This window comes from Streptomyces cinereoruber (genome assembly GCF_009299385.1).
In the GTDB taxonomy this organism is placed as follows: domain Bacteria; phylum Actinomycetota; class Actinomycetes; order Streptomycetales; family Streptomycetaceae; genus Streptomyces; species Streptomyces bikiniensis.
Genome location: NZ_CP023693.1, coordinates 3,251,468 through 3,270,780, shown reverse-complemented (window position 1 = coordinate 3,270,780; position 19,313 = coordinate 3,251,468). Strand labels below are relative to the sequence as shown.

The window sequence follows — 19,313 nt, the reverse complement described above, 5'->3', positions numbered from 1 at the left end:
CCCTGGGTCTGACATCGTGTCCGGTGTTCCGGCAAAACGAAAGGAGTACGGGGGAAGTTCCCGCCCTTCCCTCCCCAACTCCCTTCCCCTTAACGGGAGTACGGTTCCGCCTGCGGTCCGTACAGCTCCCGGTACGAGGGGAAGTCCCCGCCCGGGCCGCGCAGGCCGCCGGGGGCCGCGAGCAGCGCGCGGACGATCGCCCGGGTCACCAGGTCCGCGCCCGCCGCCAGGATCGCGTTCAGGGCGAGCGGACCCGGCCCCTCCGGCAGCTCCCGGGCGCCGGTGGCCAGGGCGAAGACCGTGTCCCCGTCGTTCATCAGGTGTACCGGCCGCACGGCGCGCGCGATGCCGTCGTGCGCCGTGCCCGCCACCTTCCGCGCCTGCGCGCGGGTCAGCGCCGCGTCCGTCGCGACCACGGCGAGCGTGGTGTTCAGCGGGGGCGGGGCCGCCGCCGCCCGCGCCTCCGCGAGCCGCCGCAGCGCCGCCCCGTGCACCTCCGGGTCCGGGAAGACGGTCCTGCCGTCCTCGAAGTAACTCCCGTACGGAACGCCCGTCGTCGGGTCCACGGCCGCACCCACCGCGTTCACCACCACCAGCGCCCCGACCGTGATCCCCGACTCCAGGACCGCGCTCGCCGTCCCGACGCCGCCCCGCAGGCCGCCGACCACGGCCCCGGTGCCCGCGCCGACCGCGCCCGTGTCCACGCGCGCACGGTCGCCGCTCGCGTGGGCCGCCTCCGCCGCCGCCCGGCCCGTCGCCGCGTCCGGCCGGGCCGCGAAGTCGCCGCCCCGGCCCAGGTCGAAGACGCACGCGGCGGGCACCACCGGCACCACGTGCGACGGATCGGGGCCCACCCGCACGCCCCGGTGCCGCTCCGCCAGCCAGGCCGCCACCCCGGAGGCGGAGTCGAGGCCGTACGCGCTGCCGCCGGTCAGGACGACCGCGTCGATCCGCGCCACCACGTTCCTCGGGTCCAGGGCGTCCGTCTCCCGCGTGCCCGGCCCCCCGCCCCGCACGTCCACGGCGGCCGTCACGCCGCCCTCCGGGGCGAGCACCACCGTGGTGCCGCTCAGCGCCCCGGGCCCGGCCACGCGCGCGTGCCCCACGCGCAGCCCGCCCACATCGGTGATCCCGTCCTGGCCGTCCGTCGTCTTCCCGGGCTCCGTCATGCGCCCTGCCTACCACGGGCCCCCGTCCGGTGCTCAGGCCCCGGCGCCCCGCGTCGCCGGGTTCCGGGCGGTCAGGACCACCCCGGTCGCGACGGCCGCCGCCGCGACGAGACCGGCCGCGAGGACGGCCCAGCGGCCCGCGAACGAGCACATCAGGATCGCGAGCGCCGCCACCGGCAGGACGAGCTGCTGGGCGGTGCCGACCTTGAAGTAGCGGGCGTGCAGCAGCCACACCAGGAGCAGGAAGAGGGCCGACGGGATCGTCACGGCGGCCGAGGCGGAGAGCGTGGAGACGTGCGCCTCGCCCACGGCCTGCTCGACGGCGATCTCCAGGCCCGCGCCGATGGCGGCGGCCGACATGAGGAGCGGATAGTGCCCGTATCCCCAGAGGAAGGCCTGGCGGCTGGAGGTCAGCCGGTCGTGGGCGGGCACCACGAAGTAGACCCACCAGGCGGCGAAGACGAGGAGCAGACCGCCCGCGGCGATCGGCAGCAGCTCGTCCAGGGCGTCGTTCTCCACGATGCCGGACTTCACGGCGACGGTCGCGGCGGCGACGGTCTCGCCGAGCACGATGATCGTGAACAGGCCGTACCGCTCGGCGATGTGGTGCGCGTGCCAGGCGCTGGTGGAGGCCCGCTCCGCGTACAGCGGCACGGCCAGCTCGGCCAGTGCCATGACGAGGAAGACCCACGCGCGCGCGGGTTCGGGAGCGAGGAGCAGCCCCAGCCAGCCGACCTGGCACAGCAGCACCCCGCCCGCGTACCGGTGGCACATCGTCCGCTCGGCCGGGTCGGTCGCGTGGCGGGCGGCACGCGTCCACTGGAAGGCGAGGGCGAGCCGCATCACGAGGTAGCCGAGGTACACGACGAGGAAGTCGTGCTCCTCGAAGGCCCGTGAGACACCGGCGGACAGGATCAGCACGCCCGCGATCTGCACGAGGGTGACGACCCGGTAGAGGACGTCGTCGTTGTCGTACGCGGAGGCGAACCAGGAGAAGTTCATCCAGGCCCACCAGATCGCGAAGAAGACCATCGCGTAGTTCGCGATGCCCGAGCCCGCGTGCCCCTCGGCGACCGCGTGCACCAGCTCGGCGCCCGCCTGGGCGACGGCGACGACGAAGCACAGGTCGAAGAAGAGCTCCAGCGGAGTGGCGGCCCGATGGGCCTCCCCACGGGAGCGGGCCGTGAGAGGAAGGAGAGGTCTAGTCATGGGCACAGCACATCAGGGGCCGGTCCTTTCCGGCCACCTGCCACACGCGTCACCGGCCCGACCAGGTCGTCCCCGCCCTCCGGCCCGGCCGCCCCCACCCTCGGTCAGCCCGCCCCCGACCCCCGCTCACGGACGTCCCTTCATGCCGCCCCGGCACCTCCTCGCGCCGTCCCCGCCCCCGGTCAGATCCCCCGAGCGCGCCCGGTCTTCCGGGCCCGTGGCCTGAACTCCGTCCGAGCGACGTCCGCACCACGCCGCCCCCGTAAAAGCCGCGAAACGTATCATTCGGCCTTACCGTGGCCGCGTGACCGAGCCACCGCAGACCGCCGAGCCGACCCCTCCACCGGGCGGGCCCGCCCGCACCCCCGGCGCCACCGACCCGGCCGCGGCCGACCCGCCGCAGAGCCCCGGCGCCGTGCGCCGCCGCGCCTCCCTGGTCGGCGCGGTCGTCTCCGCCCTGCTGGTCGTCGCGATCGTCCTCGGCAGCCGCCTGCTCCGCGACTTCGACTCGGCCCTCCTGCCCTACGCCGTCGCCACCGTCTTCCTCGCCTTCGGCGTCGCCTACCGCTACACCGTCTGGATCTCCGCCCCCGGCGCCCGCCGCCTCTTCCGCAAGGGCTGGGGCTCCTTCTTCTCCGTCGCCAACTTCCGCAGCGCCCCCACCGCCCTGCCGAGGATGATCGCCACCTACCTCGGCTTCCAGAAGTTCCTCGGCGCCCGTTCCCACGCCCGCTGGGCCGCCCACCAGCTCATCTTCTGGGGCTGCCTGCTCGCCGCCGCGATCACCTTCCCGCTCACCTGGGGCTGGTTCACCTTCACCTCCTCCACCGGCGCGGGCCCCGGCTACGAGATGCGGATCTGGGGCTTCAAGATCCTCGGCTTCGACTCGCTCAGCGTCCTCGGCTGGCTCATGTTCCACGGCCTCGACATCGCGGCCGTCCTCGTCATCCCCGGTGCCGGCTACTTCCTCTGGCGCCGCATGAAGGACCGGGGCGCCATCACCGGCCAGCGCTTCGCCTACGACCTGGTGCCCCTGCTCGCCCTGATCGTCATCTCCGTGACCGGGCTGCTGCTGACCTTCTCGTCGATCTTCCTGCACGGCGGCGGCTACGAGTTCCTCGCCGTCCTCCACATGGTGTCCGTCGTCTTCACCCTGATCTACATCCCCTTCGGGAAGTTCTTCCACATCGTGCAGCGGCCCGCCGCCGTCGGCATGCAGCTCTTCAAGTACACCTCCAGCCGCAAGGACGAGGGCGGCGAGGTCTTCGCCTGCCGCCGCTGCGGACGGCCCATCGACACCGCCCCGTACGTGGAGAACCTCCAGGGCACCATGCGGGACCTCGACCTCGGCTTCGCGGACTGGGCCGAGTACTGCCCCCGCTGCAAGCGCGTCCTGCGCGGCACCGCGTACCTCGACCACGTGAAGAAGGGCTTCAAGTGAGCGCCACCGACCCCGCGGCCGACCCCGCGGCCGTCCCCGGGACCGTCCCCGGGACCGTCCCGGGGCGGCCCCTGTCGCTCGACCCCTCCCTCGCCCCGCCCGGCTCCCGCAACTTCCGCGACGCCGGGGGCATCCCCGCCGACCGCTGGCACGCCGACCAGAACGAGGAGACCCTCGTCCCCACCCACTGCTGCTTCTGCGGCGTCCAGTGCGGCATGTACCTGCGGGTCGACCACCGCGGCAAGGTCTTCGGCGTCGAACCCCGCAACCACGACATCAACCGGATGCGGCTCTGCCCCAAGGGCATCAACGCCTACCAGCAGGTCAACCACCCCGACCGGCTCACCGCCCCGCTCATGCGCCGCAACCGCGACGAGGAGTTCCGCGAGGTGAGCTGGGAGGAGGCCCTCGACCACACCGTCGCCGAGATCCGCCGCATCCAGAGCGAATACGGCGACGACGCCTTCGGCCTCCTCGGCGGCGCCAGCCTCTTCTCCGAGAAGACCTACCTCGTCGGCAAGTTCGCCCGGGTCGCCCTGAAGACCAGGCACGTCGACTACAACGGACGCCTCTGCATGGTCTCCGCCGCCGGCGCCAACAAGCTCGCCTTCGGCATCGACCGCGCCGGCAACCCCTTCTCCGACATCCTCCTCACCGACTGCCTCCTCATCGCCGGCTCCAACGTCGGCGAGTGCTTCCCCGTCATGACCCAGTACGTGTGGGGAGCCCGCGACCGGGGCGCCACCCTGATCGTGATCGACCCCCGCGAGACCGCGATCGCCCGCACCGCCGACGTCCACGTCGCCCTCAAGCCCGGCACCGACTCCGCCTTCTTCAACGCCGTCCTCAACGTCGTCGTCGCCGAGGGCCTCACCGACGAGGCCCACCTCGCCGCCCACACCACCGGCTGGGACGAGGTCAAGCGGACCGTCGCCGAGTACCCGCCGTCCCGCGCGGCGCGGATCTGCGGCGTCCCTGAGGAGCAGATCGTCCGGGTCGCCCGCATGTTCGCCGGCGCCGACCGGGCCATGGCCTGGCACGCCCGCGGCATCGAGCACCACTCCCAGGGCGTCGAGAACTGCCTCACCGTCATCAACCTCTGCGTCGCCACCGGCAACATCGGGAAGCCCGGCGCCGGCTACGGCACCATCACCGGCCAGGGCAACGGCCAGGGCGGCCGCGAACACGGCCAGAAGTCCGACCTCCTCCCCGGCGGCCGTTCCATCACCAACCCCGAGCACCGCCGCCAGATCTGCGAGATCTGGGGCATCGACGAGACCGAACTCCCGGCCGCCGGAACCTCCATGATGGAGATGGTCTGGCAGATGCAGCGCCAGGAGATCCGCGGCCTCATCGGCATCTGCAACAACCCCTTCGTCTCCCTCCCGAACTACGCCACCGTCAAGAACGGCTACGACACCCTCCAGTTCCACGCCCAGTTCGACTTCTTCCTCTCCGAGACCGCCGCCAACGCCCACGTCGTCCTCCCCGTCACCGTCTGGGCCGAGGACGAGGGCGTCATGGCCAACGCCGAGGCCCGCGTCGTCAAGCACAACAAGGCCCAGGAACCCCCCGCCGGGGTCCGCACCGACACCTGGGTCATGTGCGAACTCGCCCGCCGCCTCGGCGCCGGCGACAAGTTCGACTTCCCCGACTCCCGCTCCGTCTTCGAGGAGCTGCGCGTCGCCTCCGCCGGAACCGTCAACGACTACTACGGCATCACCTACGAGCGCCTGGAGCAGACCGGCGGCATCGCCTGGCCCTGCCCCACCACCGACCACCCCGGCACCCCCCGCCTCTTCGAGGACGGCCGCTCCTACCACCCCGACGGCAAGATCCACCTCCAGACCGTCGAGTGGCACCCGCCCATGGACCCGTACAGCGAGGAGTTCCCCCTCTCGCTCACCACCGGCCGCACCGTCGCCCACTTCCTCTCCGGCAACCAGACCCGCCGCCTCGCCGGACTCGTGGAGCAGACCCCCCGGCCCTGGGTCGAGGTCCACCCCTCCCACGGCTTCCGCAACGGCGACCCCGTCCGCGTCGTCACCCGCCGCGGCAGCGAGGTCTTCCCCGCCCTCGTCACCGAGGCCATCCGCCCCGACACCGTCTTCGTGCCCTACCACTGGCCCGTCCCCACCGCCGCCAACGCCCTCACCATCGACGCCCTCGACCCGCGCTCCAAGATCCCCGAATACAAGGTGTGCGCCGCCCGCGTCGAGGCCGCCGAACGCATCGACGAGGTCCCCGCCCCGCCCACGCCCCCCGGCCGGCCGGCCTACCCGGAGGCCCAGGTCTCCCGCACCGACCCGCTGCCCCCCACCTCCCCCCAGGGCCGCGGCACCGCCGAGAGGAGCTGACCCGCACATGATGGGCCGCACGATCTTCATCGACCCCGGCCGCTGCATCGGCTGCCAGGCCTGCGTCTCCGCCTGCCGCGAATGCGACTCCCACCGCGGCAAGTCGATGATCCACCTCGACTACCCCGACGAGGGCCACTCCGTCGCCTCCCTCCCCACCGTCTGCATGCACTGCGAGGACCCCGTCGCCCCCTGCGCCGAGGTCTGCCCCGCCGACGCGATCCTCGTCACCCCCGACGGCGTCGTGCAGCAGGCCGACACCACCCGCTGCATCGGCTGCGCCAACTGCGTCAACGCCTGCCCCTTCGGCGTGCCCAAGATCGACCTCCAGGCCAAGCTCCAGATGAAGTGCAACCTCTGCTACGACCGCACCGCCTACGGCCTCGCCCCCATGTGCGCCACCGTCTGCCCCACCGGCGCCCTCTTCTACGGCACCGTCGACGAACTGCGGGCCGAGCGCCCCGGCGTCCAGGTCGCCGACTCCTTCACCTTCGGCACCACCACCGTCTCCACCGGGGTCGCGATGGTCGTCCCCGCCGACAAGGTCCAGTGGCCGGTGCCCGGCGGGCTGCCCGTCGTGGAGATCAACGGGAAGGACGTCCGTTGAGCGTCACCGACCCCCAGCCGCCCGCCCCGGACCCCGGCACCGACGCCGCCCAGGACGCGCTCCACGACCGGATCGCCGCCGACTCCCTCACCACCCGCCGCGACTACCTGCGGATCGTCGCCACCGTCTCCGGCGGCCTCGCCGTCGGCGGCATCGGCGTCGCCTCCGGCATCCTGCACCGGCACGGCGACAGCGACGGCGCCCCCGAACCGAAGCGGATCGCCGACCGCATCCTGCCCGGCGACTCCCTCGCCTTCCGCTACCCCGGCGCCGACGACCGCGCGGTCGCCGTCCGCCTGGAGGACGGCACCCTCGCCGGCTACTCCGCCGTCTGCACCCACCTCGCCTGCGCCGTCCTGTGGCGCAAGGACCGGGGGAGCGAGGGCGAGCTGTACTGCCCCTGCCACGAGGGCGTCTTCGACGCGCGCACGGGAGAGGTCACCGCCGGCCCGCCGCCCCGGGGCCTCCCGAAGGTGCTCCTCGTGGAGGAGACCGACGGCAGCGTCTGGGCGGTCGGCACCGCCCGCTCGGGCGAGAGCGCCCGCGAGGGCCTGTGCCGCGAACTCGGCCCGGACCGCCCGGACCTCGCCGCCCGCCTGGGCTGCCCGGGCGCCTCGGCCGAGAGCGCGGGAGCGGGTACGCGTACGGGGGCGGGCACGGGCGCCGGTACGGGTGCGGGTACGGACACGGGCGCGCGGGTGCCGGAGAGGAGCGAGCGGACATGAGCGAGAGCCCCTTCCCCCGCGACCCGGAGGCCCCGGACCCGGCCCCGGGCCCGACGGAACCGCCCCGGCCCCCCGCGTACACCCCGGGCAGCGTCCAGCCGCGCCTGAACCGCCCGCTGCACGAGCGCTACCCGCAGACCCGGCCCACCAGCGGCTACGGCGATCCCCGGATCCGGCACACCGGGCCGGGACCGGGAGCCGGCGCGGAGCAGGAGCCCGAGCGCTCCGCGAAGCTGACCGCCCGCCTCGTCCTGGCGCTCTCGGTCGTCGTCGGCCAGCTCTGGGGCCTGACGATCGTGGTGAACGAGTGGATGTCGGGCGACACCGGCACCGCCTGGTGGGGGGCGGGCTTCCTCGTCCTGTCGTTCCTCGTGGTCCTCGGCCTCTGGCTGCTCGACCCGAAGGACCGCTGACCCCGGGCCCCGGACGGAGAGGGCCGCGGATCGTACAGGCGCGGAACGGCGCGGCGGGCGTACCCTGAAGGGATGAGCACCGCCCCCGCCCACGGCCCGCGAGACACGGAGCGACCCGGCGCGCCCGCCCGCCCCGAGGGCAGGCCCAGGCCGGCCATCGTCTTCGACGATCCGCTGGACCGCCAGTCCGCGGACGACACGGACCGCGGGTGGGGCGAGCGGCCTCCTACCGGTGGCGACAGCGCCGCCGACCTCGCGCGCTTCCTCGACGAGAAGCCGCCGCACCACCTCTGAACCCGGCGCACGACGCCGGTCAGGAGGTGGGGTGTGCCCCCGTGCCACCACCGGCGCCCGAGCCCGAACCGGGACCGGAGCCGGGCCCCGCACCCGGAGCCGTCCCCGTGCCCGTCGCGGGGCCGCGCTGGGCGACCAGGTGGTCGCGGATCTCCTTGAGCACCTCCAGCTCGCTGACCTCCATCGTCTCCTGGACGCCCTCCTTCGCCTTGTCGTGCGCGGCGCGCTTCGCGAGGATCTTCGCCATCGGCAGGACCATCAGGAAGTAGACGACGGCCGCGGTGATCAGGAAGCTCAGCACCGCGCTGAGGACCAGGCCCCACTGGAGCTGGATGCCCTGCATCTCGCCATTGACCACCTGGCAGGGGTCCTTGATGCAGGTCGAGTAGCTCTCCAGGTCCTTGGTGCCGAAGGCGCCCACGACCGGGTTGATGATGCCCTTGACCACCGAGTTCACGATGTTCGTGAACGCGGCGCCGATGACGACCGCCACCGCCAGGTCGATCACATTGCCGCGCATCAGGAAGGCCTTGAAGCCTCCCAGCACGGTTTCCTTCTTCGCCACCAAGGTGCCTTTCGTCTCCGTCACTCGTGCTGCGTGCCGTGCCATTACGCCGTGCCCGGAGCGAGGGCGTCCAATCCGTACACACGGGACGGTTACTCGACAGGGTGTGCGTGCGAATCAGCACACGATCACCGCCAGCCGGGACGTGACACCGGCGCCCGCCAGCGTCGCGGCCGTCGCCCGGGGCACGGAGAGGACGACGAGCGCCCCCGCGTCCGGGACGTCCCCGTCCGCCCGGGGGACCTCGGTGACCCGGGCTCCCGACGCCACCACCCGCGCCTCGCCCTCCCCGCCCGGCGGCGCGTGGGGCGCGGCGATCACGTCGACCCGGTCCCCGGGCCGCAGCAGCCGCACGGTCGCGGCGTCGGCGATCCGCACCGGCGCGGACACCAGGGGAACGGCCGGCGCGGGGCGCGCGGGGGAAACGGCGGCGGCCTTCGTACTCCCGGGCGACGGCCTGCCGCTCACGGCTCCCGCCACGGCCAGCGCCGCCGCCATCAGCGCCAGGAGCACCACCGGCACCCGCCGCCCCCGCCGCAGCGCCCTGCGCAGGTGCGGTCGGGCACCCCGTACCCGTACGGGCTCGAAGGCCGGCACCGCACAGGGCGCCGGCACGGAGACGGGGGAGAGCGAGTCGTTCGTGGTCGTCATGGGACGCCGCCTGTCCGGAGAAGGAGAGAAGGAGGGGAAGCGGCCCCCACTCTCCTCGCCCCGCCACCGTCCCGCTCCGACCTGGGGATCACCCGGCGCCTGTGGAAAACTCCCTCACCCTCCCGAGTGACCCGCCGCCCCCTCCTCACCGGCCCCGGGCACGCCCGAGGCGGCCCCGGACACGCCTGAGGGCCCCGTCGCACGCGACGGGGCCCTCAGGAAAGAGCGGGATCAGGCGGCCGAGCTTCCGGTGCTCGACGAGGACGTCGAGGAGGAGGAAGAGGACGACGACGAGGCCGCCGCGGCCGGCTTCGCGTCCGACGACGAGGCCGAACCCGACGAGGCCGGGGCCGACGTCGAGGACTTCGACGAGGACGACGCCGGCGAGCTGCTGGACGACGAGCCGCGGCTGTCGTTCCGGTAGAAACCGGATCCCTTGAAGACGATGCCGACGGCCGAGAACACCTTCTTCAGGCGGCCCTTGCAGCTGGGGCACTCGGTCAGCGCGTCATCGGTGAACTTCTGCACCGCCTCGAGGCCTTCGCCGCACTCGGTGCACTGGTACTGGTAGGTCGGCACTTGACTTCCTCCTGGCACTCACACTCATCGAGTGCTAACGACGATCCATAGTGACGTATTCCGTGGTCTCAGTCCACCGCCACCGGCACGCGGTGACCGATACCACGCGCCGCGACCCGGCTCGCCTCGCGCGGCTTCAGCCGCGACCGCAGCAGGACCAGCGTGGTCAGGGCCAGTGCCGTGCCCGCCAGCGGCACCAGGAATCCGGTGCTCGCGCCGTGGGCGTCGGCGAGGCGGCCGGCGACCGTGACGGCCGCCGCCTGGCCCAGTGCGACCGCGCCGGTGAGCCAGGTGAAGGCCTCCGTACGGGCCGACGCCGGGATCAGGGTCTCCACGATGGTGTAGCCGGTGATCAGGGCGGGCGCGATGCACAGGCCCACGACCAGGCCCAGGGCGCCGAGGAGCAGCACCGAGTGCACGGACCACAGCAGGGACGCGGCGACGGTGAGGCCCGCGTAGCCCAGGATCAGGCGGCGGAGGGGGCCGGTCTTCCAGGCGACGGCGCCCATGGCGATGCCCGCGAGCATGTTGCCGGCGGCGAAGACCCCGTACAGCAGGCCGTTGACGCCGGGGTTGCCGATCTCCTCGCTGAAGGCGGTGAGGGAGACCTGCATGCCGCCGAAGACGGAGCCGATGCCGAGGAAGGCGACGATCAGGACGCGGACGCCGGGCACGGAGAGCGCCGAGCGGTGCGGCTCGGAGGCGTGGGACGCGGCCGGGCCGTACGCGGGCTGGGTGGCGCGCTGCGCGGCGAAGAACAGGCCGCCGACGAGGGTGAGGCCGGCCTCGGCGATCAGACCGGCGGCCGGGTGGACGCCGGTGCACAGGGCGGTGGCGAGGACGGGGCCGACGACGAAGGTGAACTCGTCCGTGACGGACTCGAAGGCCGCGGCCGTCGGCATCAGCGGGGTGCCGTCGAGCTTGGCCGCCCAGCGGGCCCGGACCATCGGTCCGACCTGCGGCACGGAGGCGCCGGCGGGCACGGCGGCCAGGAACAGCGCCCAGAGCGGGGCGCCGGCCAGGGCGAGGACCACGAGCAGCGAGACGGACGCGGTGTGGACGAGGACGCCGGGGACCAGGACGGCGCGCTGGCCGAACCGGTCGGCGAGCTTGCCGCTCTGCGGCGCGAAGAGCGCCATGGAGACGCCGGTGACGGCGGCGACCGCGCCGGCGCTGCCGAAGGAGCCGGTGGTGTGCTGGACGAGCAGGACGATGCCGATGGTCAGCATCGCGAAGGGCTGCCGGGCGGCGAACCCGGGGAGCAGGAAGGACAGCGCGCCGGGGGTGCGCAGCAGCTGTCCGTAACCGGGCCGCTTGCCCGTGTCGGGCCGCTTGTCGGTGTCGACCGTGCCCGTGTTGACCGTGGACGCCACGGTCCTTGCCTTTCCGCCGCCTGGTAGCGCTCCCCGTGCACGGTGGTGCGGGTGTCGCCGAGAGCTGTCCTCATGCGCGGAACTGCGGTAGATACCGGGCCGGCCCCACTGCGGAGGGGCGCCACGGCCGCCATACGGTCGCGCCAGCTCTGCGTCAGGCAGAGTTGGTTCGATCAGGTGTGCCTTCATGGTACAGGGAGGGAGCGACCTCCCGCCTGGGAAACGCTCCCTCCCCTTCATCGATTCCTGCGATCACGGGGACTGTGTGTCCTACGTCTCAGTCGCCGACCGTCAGCGCGCGGGCTTCTTCTGCCGCTGCCCGGACCGCTGCCCCGTCCGATGGAACCGCGTCTCCGTCCCCGGTGGCGGGCCGAGTGCCGTCGAGCCGCCCCCCGTGCCGAGCCAGCCGGCCAGCTTGCCGCCCTGCCCGACCGCCCGCAGCCGCCGCTCCGTGGCGTCCCGCACCGGGTCGGTGGCGACGACCAGGAGTTCGTCGCCGTGCCGCAGGACGGTCGCGGGCCCCGGTACGAAGCTCTTGTCCTCCCGTACGACGAGGGTGACCGCCGCTCCGGCCGGGAGGCGCAGCTCGGCGACCTCCACGCCGTGCATCCGGGAGCCCTCCGGGATGGCGACGGAGAGCAGGTGGCCGCGCAGCCGTTCCAGGGGCGCGGACTCGACGCCGAGGTCGGAGGCGTCCGAGGAGGCGCCGAGCCTGAGCGCCTTCGCCAGCCAGGGCAGCGTCGGGCCCTGGATGAGGGTGTAGACGACGACGAGGACGAAGACGATGTTGAAGATCCGCTCGCTGCCCTCGACCTGCGCCACCATCGGGATGGTGGCGAGGATGATGGGGACGGCTCCGCGCAGGCCGGCCCAGGACATGAGGGCCTGCTCCTGCCAGGGGATGCGGAACGGCAGCAGGCTGACCAGGACCTCCAGGGGCCGCGCGACCATCGTCAGGATCAGGCCGATGACGACGGCGGGCCAGAAGTCGTTGATCAGGTCGTGCGGGGTGACGAGCAGGCCGAGCAGGACGAACATGCCGATCTGCGCGATCCAGCCGAGCCCCTCGGCGAAGCCGCGGTTCGCGGGCGCGTGCGGCAGCTTGGCGTTGCCGAGGATCATCGACGCCAGGTAGACGGCGAGGAACCCGGAGCCGTGGGCCAGGGCGCCGGCGGCGTACGCGACGACGGCGATGGCCATGACGGCGATCGGGTAGAGGCCGGAGGCGGGCAGGGCGACGCGTCGCAGTCCAAGGGCGCCGAGGAAGCCGACCGCGATGCCGACGGCCGCGCCGATGGCGAGTTCCAGGGCGATCTCGCCGAGGAGCACGTACCAGTGGTCGATCGGTCCAGCGGTGGAGAAGGCGACGACCAGGATGACGACGGGGGCGTCGTTGAAGCCGGACTCGGCCTCCAGGGTGCCGGTGACCCGTGAGGGGAGGGGCACCTTGCGCAGCACGGAGAAGACCGCGGCGGCGTCGGTGGAGGAGACGACGGCGCCGATGATCAGGGCCTGCCGCCAGTCCAGGCCGACGAGGTAGTGGGCGCCGGCGGCGGTGACGCCGACGCTGACCGCGACGCCGACGGTGGAGAGGACGGCCGCGGCCGGAAGCGCCGGCCTGACCTCCGTCCACTTCGTGCCGAGGCCGCCCTCGGCGAGGATCACGACGAGGGCCGCGTAGCCGATGACCTGCGTCAGCTCGGCGTTGTCGAAGGCGATGTTGCCGATGCCGTCCTGCCCGATGGCGACGCCGATCCCCAGGTACAGCAGGAGGCTGGGGAGGCCGCTCCGGGAGGAGATCCGCACGGCCGCGACGGCGATCAGCAGCACGAGCGAGCTGACGAGCAGGAGTTCGTTGAGCTGGTGGACAGTCAGTGGCCGGTCCTTCCCCTCATATGCGGCTGGATCGTTCCTTCAGCGGACGACACTTCGTTACCTTACCTAATCTTTAACGTTTCCTTGACGCGTTCCCGATGGCTCACCCGCTCACCAGTACGGTTCTCTTCCTGACACCGCGTCCGAGCCGTCCGGACGCTGCGCCTAAGGTGGCTCCCGTACTCCAGGACCACCCTGCCCCTCGAAGGACAGCGATGCCCTCCAACACGTCCGCGCCCCCCGCCAAGAAGAAAGGGCGGCGTGCCCGCCTGCTCCTCGTCCTCCTGGTCCTCGTGCTGGTCGCGGGCGTCGGGGCCGGCGGTTACTGGGGTGTCAGCACCGTCCGGGGCTCGTTCCCGCAGACCACCGGCGAGATCCGCCTCGACGGCCTCTCGGGCCGGGTGGAGGTGAAGCGGGACGCCCTCGGGGTCCCGCAGATCTACGCCGACAACGAGACGGACCTCTTCCGCGCGCAGGGCTACGTCCAGGCGCAGGACCGGTTCTACGAGATGGACGTGCGCCGGCACGTGACCGCGGGCCGCCTCTCCGAGATGTTCGGCGAGGGCCAGGTCGAGACGGACTCCTTCCTGCGCACCCTCGGCTGGCGCCGGGTCGCGCAGGAGGAGTACGACAAGGTCCTGTCGGCGGAGACCAAGAAGTACCTCCAGGCGTACGCGGAGGGTGTCAACGCCTACCTGAAGGGCCGGGAGCCGGGCGACGTCTCCGTCGAGTACGCGGCCCTGGCCCTCACCAACGACTACACGATCGAGCCGTGGACCCCGGTCGACTCGGTGGCCTGGCTGAAGGCGATGGCCTGGGACCTGCGCGGCAACATGCAGGACGAGATCGACCGCTCGCTGCTCACCAGCCGGCTGACCCCGGCGCAGATCAAGCAGCTCTACCCGGAGTACCCGTACGCGCTGCACCAGCCGATCGTGGACAAGGGCGGGGTGGACGAGTCCACCGGTAAGTTCGACCCCGCGGGCAAGGGCGGCGACGACGAGCTGGGGACGGGCGAGACCCCGGGCACCAACCCGGCCGGCTCGGAGGGCTCCGACGGCTCGACCGGGACCGGCGGCTCGGAGAACGGCACCGGCGACTCGGACGGCATGACGTCCCAGCTCGCCGCCCTCTCCGAGGTCCTCGACGGCGTCCCGGACCTGCTCGGCCCCAACGGCAACGGCATCGGCTCGAACTCCTGGGTCGTCTCCGGCCGCTACACGACCTCCGGCAAGCCGCTGCTCGCCAACGACCCGCACCTCGCGCCGCAGCTGCCGTCCCTCTGGTACCAGATGGGCCTGCACTGCCGCTCGGTCTCGGCCACCTGCCGCTACGACGTCTCGGGCTACACCTTCTCCGGCATGCCCGGTGTGATCATCGGACACAACGACAAGATCGCCTGGGGCCTCACGAACCTCGGCGCCGACGTCACCGACCTCTACCTGGAGAAGATCGGCCCCGACGGCTACCTCGTCGACGGCAAGGTCAAGCCCTTCACCACCCGCGAGGAGACCATCAAGGTCGCCGGCGGCACCGACCGCAAGATCACCGTCCGCTCCACCGAGCGCGGCCCGCTCGTCTCCGACCGCTCCTCCGAGCTGGAGACGGTCGGCCAGAAGGCCCCCGTCGGCAACGCCGCCCCCGACCGCGGCACCGGCTACGGCGTCTCCCTCCAGTGGACCGCCCTCCAGCCCGGCAAGTCGATGGACGCGATCTTCGCCATCGACCGCGCCAAGGACTTCGCCTCCTTCCGGGCCGCCGCCGAGAACTTCGAGGTCCCCTCCCAGAACCTGGTCTACGCCGACACCGAGGGCCACATCGGCTACCAGTCCCCGGGCAAGATCCCGCAGCGCACCAAGGGCGACGGCACCCTGCCCGCGCCCGGCTGGGACTCCTCGTACAAGTGGAAGGGCTACATCCCCTTCGAGAAGCTGCCCTACGAGTACGACCCGGACCGCGGCTACATCGTCACCGCCAACCAGGCCGTGATCGACCCGAAGAACTACCCCGACCTGCTCACCGAGGACTGGGGCTACGGCTCGCGCAGCCAGCGGATCAACGACCTCATCGAGTCGAAGATCAAGGACGGCGGCAAGATCTCGCCGGACGACATGCGGACCATGCAGACCGACAACCGCAGCGAGATCGCGACCCTGCTCAACCCGCTCCTGCTCAAGATCGACATCGCCGACCCGCACGTCCGCGAGGCGCAGAAGCTCCTGGAGGGCTGGGACTACACCCAGGAGCCCGACTCGGCCGCCGCCGCCTACTTCAACGCCGTCTGGCGCAACGTCCTCAAGCTCGCCTTCGGCAACAAGCTGCCCAAGGAGGTGCGCGCCGAGGGCGATTGCATCAACGTGCGCCCGGCCGACGCCACCGGCCCGGTCGACGAGCAGAACAAGCTCGTCCGCGAGTGCGGCCAGCGCGACCCCGACTCGGCGCAGCCGGACGGCGGCGACCGCTGGTACGAGGTCATCCGCCCGCTCCTCAAGCAGGAGAAGAGCGCGTGGTGGACCACCCCGGGCAACCGCACCGACCAGGCCACCGAGACCCGTGACCAGCTGCTCGCCCGCGCCATGAAGGACGCGCGCTGGGAGCTGACCGCCAAGCTCGGCAAGGACGTCTCCACCTGGAGCTGGGGCCGGCTGCACCAGCTGACCCTGAAGAACCAGACCCTCGGCACCGCCGGACCCGGCGTCGTGCAGCGGCTCCTCAACCGCGGCCCGTGGAACCTGGGCGGCGGCGAGGCGGCCGTCGACGCCACCGGCTGGAACGCGGCCGGCGGCTACGAGGTCATCTGGGTGCCGTCGATGCGGATGGTCGTCAACGTCGGCGACTGGGACAAGTCCCGGTGGATCAACCTCACCGGCGCCTCCGGCCACGCCTTCCACACGCACTACACCGACCAGACGGACGCGTGGGCGAAGGGCGAGCTGTACGACTGGGCCTACGGCAAGGAGGCCGTGGACGCGGCGACGAAGGACACGCTGGTCCTCAAGCCGTAGCGATCAGGCCGTGGCGGAGGACGCGCCGGTCCTCAAGCCGTAGGCGCGGCGGCGGCCCGGAAACGGATCACCGCCTCCGGGGTCACCACCGCGTGCACGGGGTGGTCGTGCGGTTCCTCCGGGACCCGCCCGACCACCTCGTCCGCGTAGAGGAGGACCACCAGGGCCGGGTCCCGCCCGTCCCGCACGAGCCGGGCGAGGACCCGGTCGTACGAGCCGCCGCCCCGCCCCAGCCGCATCCCGCGCGCGTCCACCGCGAGCCCCGGCAGCAGCACCGCGTCCGCCGCGCACACCGCCTCCGGGCCGAGCCGGGGCCCGACCGGTTCGAGGAGCCCCCGGCCCGCCCGCGCGAGCCGGTCCGGACCCTCGTACGCGGCCCAGTCCAGGTCGTTGTCCGGGAGCAGCACCGGCAGCAGGACCCGCACCCCGCGCGCGTGGAGCGCGTCGAGCAGCGCGCGCGTGCCCGGCTCGCGGCCCACGGACACGTACGCGGCGACGGTCGACGCCCCGGCCAGCTCGGGCAGTTCCGCCCCCTGCCGGGCGAAGGACTCGGCCGATTCCACGAGGAATTCGGGGAGCAGCGCGGCGCGGGCCCCCAGAAGTCGGCTGCGCAGCAAGGTCTTTTCGGACGTCTCCGGTGTCATGGCGATCCTCTGTGAATACGCGAAGCTCTTGTAACTGCCTTTATGTGGAGGAAGTTAATCGGAGCCACATCTTTCTCTCATTCCGAACCGTTAGGGTGCACCGCATGAATCAGTCGCTCCCCAGGCTCGGCCGGATCAGCAAGGCTGTCATCCCGGCCGCCGGCCTCGGCACCCGCTTCCTCCCGGCGACCAAGGCGACGCCGAAGGAGATGCTGCCGGTCGTCGACAAGCCGGCCATCCAGTACGTCGTGGAGGAGGCCGTCGCGGCCGGCCTCTCCGACGTGCTGATGATCACCGGCCGGAACAAGCGTCCCCTGGAGGACCACTTCGACCGGAACTACGAGCTGGAGGAGGCCCTGAGCCGGAAGGGCGACGCCGAGCGCCTCTCCAAGGTCCAGGAGCCCAGCGACCTCGCCACCATGCACTACGTCCGCCAGGGCGCCCCGCGCGGCCTCGGCCACGCCGTCCTGTGCGCCGCCCCGCACGTCGGCGACCAGCCCTTCGCGGTCCTCCTCGGCGACGACCTGATCGACCCGCGCGACCCGCTGCTCGCGCGGATGGTGGAGGTCCAGGAGCGGGAGGGCGGCAGCGTGATCGCCCTGATGGAGGTCGAGCCCTCGCAGATCCACCTGTACGGCTGCGCGGCCGTCGAGGCCACTGCCGAGGGGGACGTCGTGAAGGTGACGGATCTGGTCGAGAAGCCCGGCCCGGGCGAGGCGCCCAGCAACTACGCGATCATCGGCCGCTACGTCCTGGACCCGGCCGTCTTCGGGACCCTGCGGGAGACCGAACCGGGCCGCGGCGGCGAGATCCAGCTGACCGACGCCCTGCAGAAGCTCGCCTCGGACGAGAAGATCGGCGGCCCGGTGCACGGCGTCGTGTTCAAGGGGCGCCGCTATGACACCGGCGACCGGGGCGACTATCTGCGTGCCATTGTCAGACTCGCGTGCGAACGTGAAGATCTGGGACCGGACTTCCGGGCCTGGCTCCGGAGATACGTCAGCGAGGAGATGTAGGCCTTGAGCAGCAGCACGGCACCGTCGCCGTCCCACGACGACCACGACCACGGGAAGGGGGCCGCCGACCCCTGCGCGGGCCCGGCCCGCGACCTGTGGACGGTCGACGAGCACCTGGCCGACGTCCTCGCCTCCGTGACCCCGCTCGAACCCATCGAACTGCAACTCCTCGACGCCCAGGGCTGCGTCCTCGTCGAGGACGTGACGGTGCCGGTCGCGCTCCCCCCCTTCGACAACAGCTCCATGGACGGCTACGCGGTCCGGGTCGCCGACGTCGCCGGGGCCACCGAGGAGTTCCCCGCCGTCCTCACGGTGATCGGCGACGTCGCGGCCGGCGCGGACGGCCTGCCCGAGGTCGGCCCCGGCCAGGCCGCCCGGATCATGACCGGCGCCCCGCTGCCGCCCGGCGCCGAGGCCGTCGTCCCCGTCGAGTGGACCGACGGCGGCACGGGCGGGGGCGCGGCCACCGGCATGAGCGCCGCCAGCACCTCCCCCGGGGGCGCCGCCGGCGAGGTCCGGGTGCACCGCGCCGCCGAGGCCCGCGCCCACGTGCGCGCGCGGGGCAGCGACGTCCGCGCGGGCGAGCTCGCCCTGGCGGCCGGCACGGTCCTCGGGCCGCCGCAGATCGGCCTGCTCGCCGCCATCGGACACGGCACGGTCCGGGTGCGGCCCCGCCCCCGGGTCGTCGTCATCTCCACCGGCAGCGAGCTGGTCCAGCCGGGCGAGCCGCTGGGCCCGGGCCAGATCCACGACTCCAACAGCTTCGCGCTCGCCGCCGCCGCCCGGGACGCCGGAGCCCTGGCCTACCGGGTGGGGGCCGTCGCCGACGACGCGGAGTCGCTGCGCTCCGCCATCGAGGACCAGCTCATCCGCGCGGACCTGCTCGTGACCACGGGCGGGGTGAGCGTCGGCGCGTACGACGTGGTGAAGGAGGCGCTGACCGCCGACGGCGAGGTCGACTTCCGCAAGCTGGCCATGCAGCCGGGCAAGCCGCAGGGCTTCGGCGCGATCGGCGCCGAGCGGATCCCGCTGCTCGCCCTGCCGGGCAACCCGGTCTCCTCGTACGTCTCCTTCGAGCTGTTCGTCCGGCCCGCGATCCGCGCCCTGATGGGCGTGGAGGACCTGCACCGGCCCCGGGTGCGCGCGGTCCTCGACGCGGACGGCCCCCTGCGCTCCCCGGCGGGCCGCCGCCAGTTCCTGCGCGGGGTGTACGACCGGGAGACCGGCGCCGTCACTCCCGTGGGCGGTGCCGGCTCCCACCTGATCGCGGCCCTCGCGCACGCGGACTGCCTGGTCGTGGTCCCGGAGGAGACGGAGAGCGTGGACCCGGGCGCCGAGCTGGAAGTGGTCCTCCTCGGCTGAGGGGGCCGGTGTGGGGGTACGGTGTCTC

General features: G+C 72.8%; 17 protein-coding genes. 9 read left to right on the top strand and 8 right to left on the bottom strand.

What is annotated here, in order from left to right:
• Positions 1-89 precede the first annotated feature (89 nt).
• A complete protein-coding gene (locus CP977_RS14480) occupies positions 90-1,169 on the bottom strand; it encodes a P1 family peptidase (protein ID WP_152370229.1) in 1,080 nt (359 codons plus the stop codon).
• A gap of 33 nt (positions 1,170-1,202) precedes the next feature.
• Positions 1,203-2,378 carry a low temperature requirement protein A gene (locus CP977_RS14475; protein WP_152370228.1) on the bottom strand — a complete coding sequence of 392 codons (1,176 nt, stop codon included), beginning with the start codon at positions 2,376-2,378 and terminating at the stop codon, positions 1,203-1,205.
• A gap of 304 nt (positions 2,379-2,682) precedes the next feature.
• Here CP977_RS14475 and CP977_RS14470 point away from each other — a divergent pair, with 304 nt between their 5' ends.
• The 6 genes from CP977_RS14470 (at position 2,683) to CP977_RS14445 (ending at position 8,215) form a co-directional block, all read left to right on the top strand.
• Positions 2,683-3,819, top strand: a complete 1,137-nt coding sequence (locus CP977_RS14470; RefSeq protein ID WP_152370227.1) for an MFS transporter — start codon at positions 2,683-2,685, stop codon at positions 3,817-3,819.
• Between the two features lie 71 nt (positions 3,820-3,890).
• A complete protein-coding gene (locus CP977_RS14465) occupies positions 3,891-6,176 on the top strand; it encodes a molybdopterin oxidoreductase family protein (RefSeq protein ID WP_152371567.1) in 2,286 nt (761 codons plus the stop codon).
• A gap of 7 nt (positions 6,177-6,183) precedes the next feature.
• Complete coding sequence (locus CP977_RS14460; protein ID WP_062754751.1) at positions 6,184-6,783, top strand: 4Fe-4S dicluster domain-containing protein; 600 nt, start codon at positions 6,184-6,186, stop codon at positions 6,781-6,783.
• Positions 6,780-7,508, top strand: coding sequence for a Rieske (2Fe-2S) protein (locus CP977_RS14455; protein WP_229991644.1), 729 nt, complete (start codon positions 6,780-6,782; stop codon positions 7,506-7,508). Before CP977_RS14460 ends, CP977_RS14455 begins: the two co-directional genes overlap by 4 nt.
• Entirely contained in the window at positions 7,505-7,921 is a 417-nt protein-coding gene (locus CP977_RS14450; protein ID WP_152370226.1) for a hypothetical protein, read from the top strand. Before CP977_RS14455 ends, CP977_RS14450 begins: the two co-directional genes overlap by 4 nt.
• Positions 7,922-7,993: 72 nt before the next feature.
• The gene (locus CP977_RS14445) at positions 7,994-8,215 is read left to right on the top strand and encodes a hypothetical protein (RefSeq protein ID WP_030216943.1); all 222 of its coding nucleotides are present in this window, start codon (positions 7,994-7,996) and stop codon (positions 8,213-8,215) included.
• Between the two features lie 19 nt (positions 8,216-8,234).
• Here CP977_RS14445 and mscL read toward each other — a convergent pair whose 3' ends face one another.
• The 5 genes from mscL to CP977_RS14420 form a co-directional block, all read right to left on the bottom strand.
• A complete protein-coding gene (mscL, locus tag CP977_RS14440; RefSeq protein ID WP_104860491.1) occupies positions 8,235-8,783 on the bottom strand; it encodes a large conductance mechanosensitive channel protein MscL in 549 nt (182 codons plus the stop codon).
• 114 nt (positions 8,784-8,897) lie between these two features.
• Entirely contained in the window at positions 8,898-9,431 is a 534-nt protein-coding gene (locus tag CP977_RS14435; protein WP_062754758.1) for a hypothetical protein, read from the bottom strand.
• Positions 9,432-9,662: 231 nt separating this feature from the next.
• A complete protein-coding gene (locus CP977_RS14430; protein WP_152370225.1) occupies positions 9,663-10,010 on the bottom strand; it encodes an FmdB family zinc ribbon protein in 348 nt (115 codons plus the stop codon).
• A gap of 68 nt (positions 10,011-10,078) precedes the next feature.
• The gene (locus CP977_RS14425; protein WP_109187200.1) at positions 10,079-11,383 is read right to left on the bottom strand and encodes an MFS transporter; all 1,305 of its coding nucleotides are present in this window, start codon (positions 11,381-11,383) and stop codon (positions 10,079-10,081) included.
• 291 nt (positions 11,384-11,674) lie between these two features.
• Positions 11,675-13,213 carry a potassium/proton antiporter gene (locus CP977_RS14420; protein WP_062754762.1) on the bottom strand — a complete coding sequence of 513 codons (1,539 nt, stop codon included), beginning with the start codon at positions 13,211-13,213 and terminating at the stop codon, positions 11,675-11,677.
• Positions 13,214-13,473: 260 nt separating this feature from the next.
• On the opposite strand from CP977_RS14420, the gene CP977_RS14415 reads away from it, so the two are divergent.
• On the top strand, positions 13,474-16,263 hold the full coding sequence (locus tag CP977_RS14415; protein WP_152370224.1) for a penicillin acylase family protein: 2,790 nt from the start codon (positions 13,474-13,476) through the stop codon (positions 16,261-16,263).
• 32 nt (positions 16,264-16,295) lie between these two features.
• Here CP977_RS14415 and CP977_RS14410 read toward each other — a convergent pair whose 3' ends face one another.
• A complete protein-coding gene (locus CP977_RS14410) occupies positions 16,296-16,907 on the bottom strand; it encodes a 5-formyltetrahydrofolate cyclo-ligase (RefSeq protein ID WP_062754766.1) in 612 nt (203 codons plus the stop codon).
• 104 nt (positions 16,908-17,011) lie between these two features.
• Between CP977_RS14410 and galU the strand changes: the two genes are divergently transcribed.
• On the top strand, positions 17,012-17,923 hold the full coding sequence (gene galU, locus CP977_RS14405; RefSeq protein ID WP_152370223.1) for a UTP--glucose-1-phosphate uridylyltransferase GalU: 912 nt from the start codon (positions 17,012-17,014) through the stop codon (positions 17,921-17,923).
• A gap of 3 nt (positions 17,924-17,926) precedes the next feature.
• Positions 17,927-19,285, top strand: coding sequence for a molybdotransferase-like divisome protein Glp (glp, locus tag CP977_RS14400; protein WP_372460714.1), 1,359 nt, complete (start codon positions 17,927-17,929; stop codon positions 19,283-19,285).
• Positions 19,286-19,313: the final 28 nt, after the last annotated feature.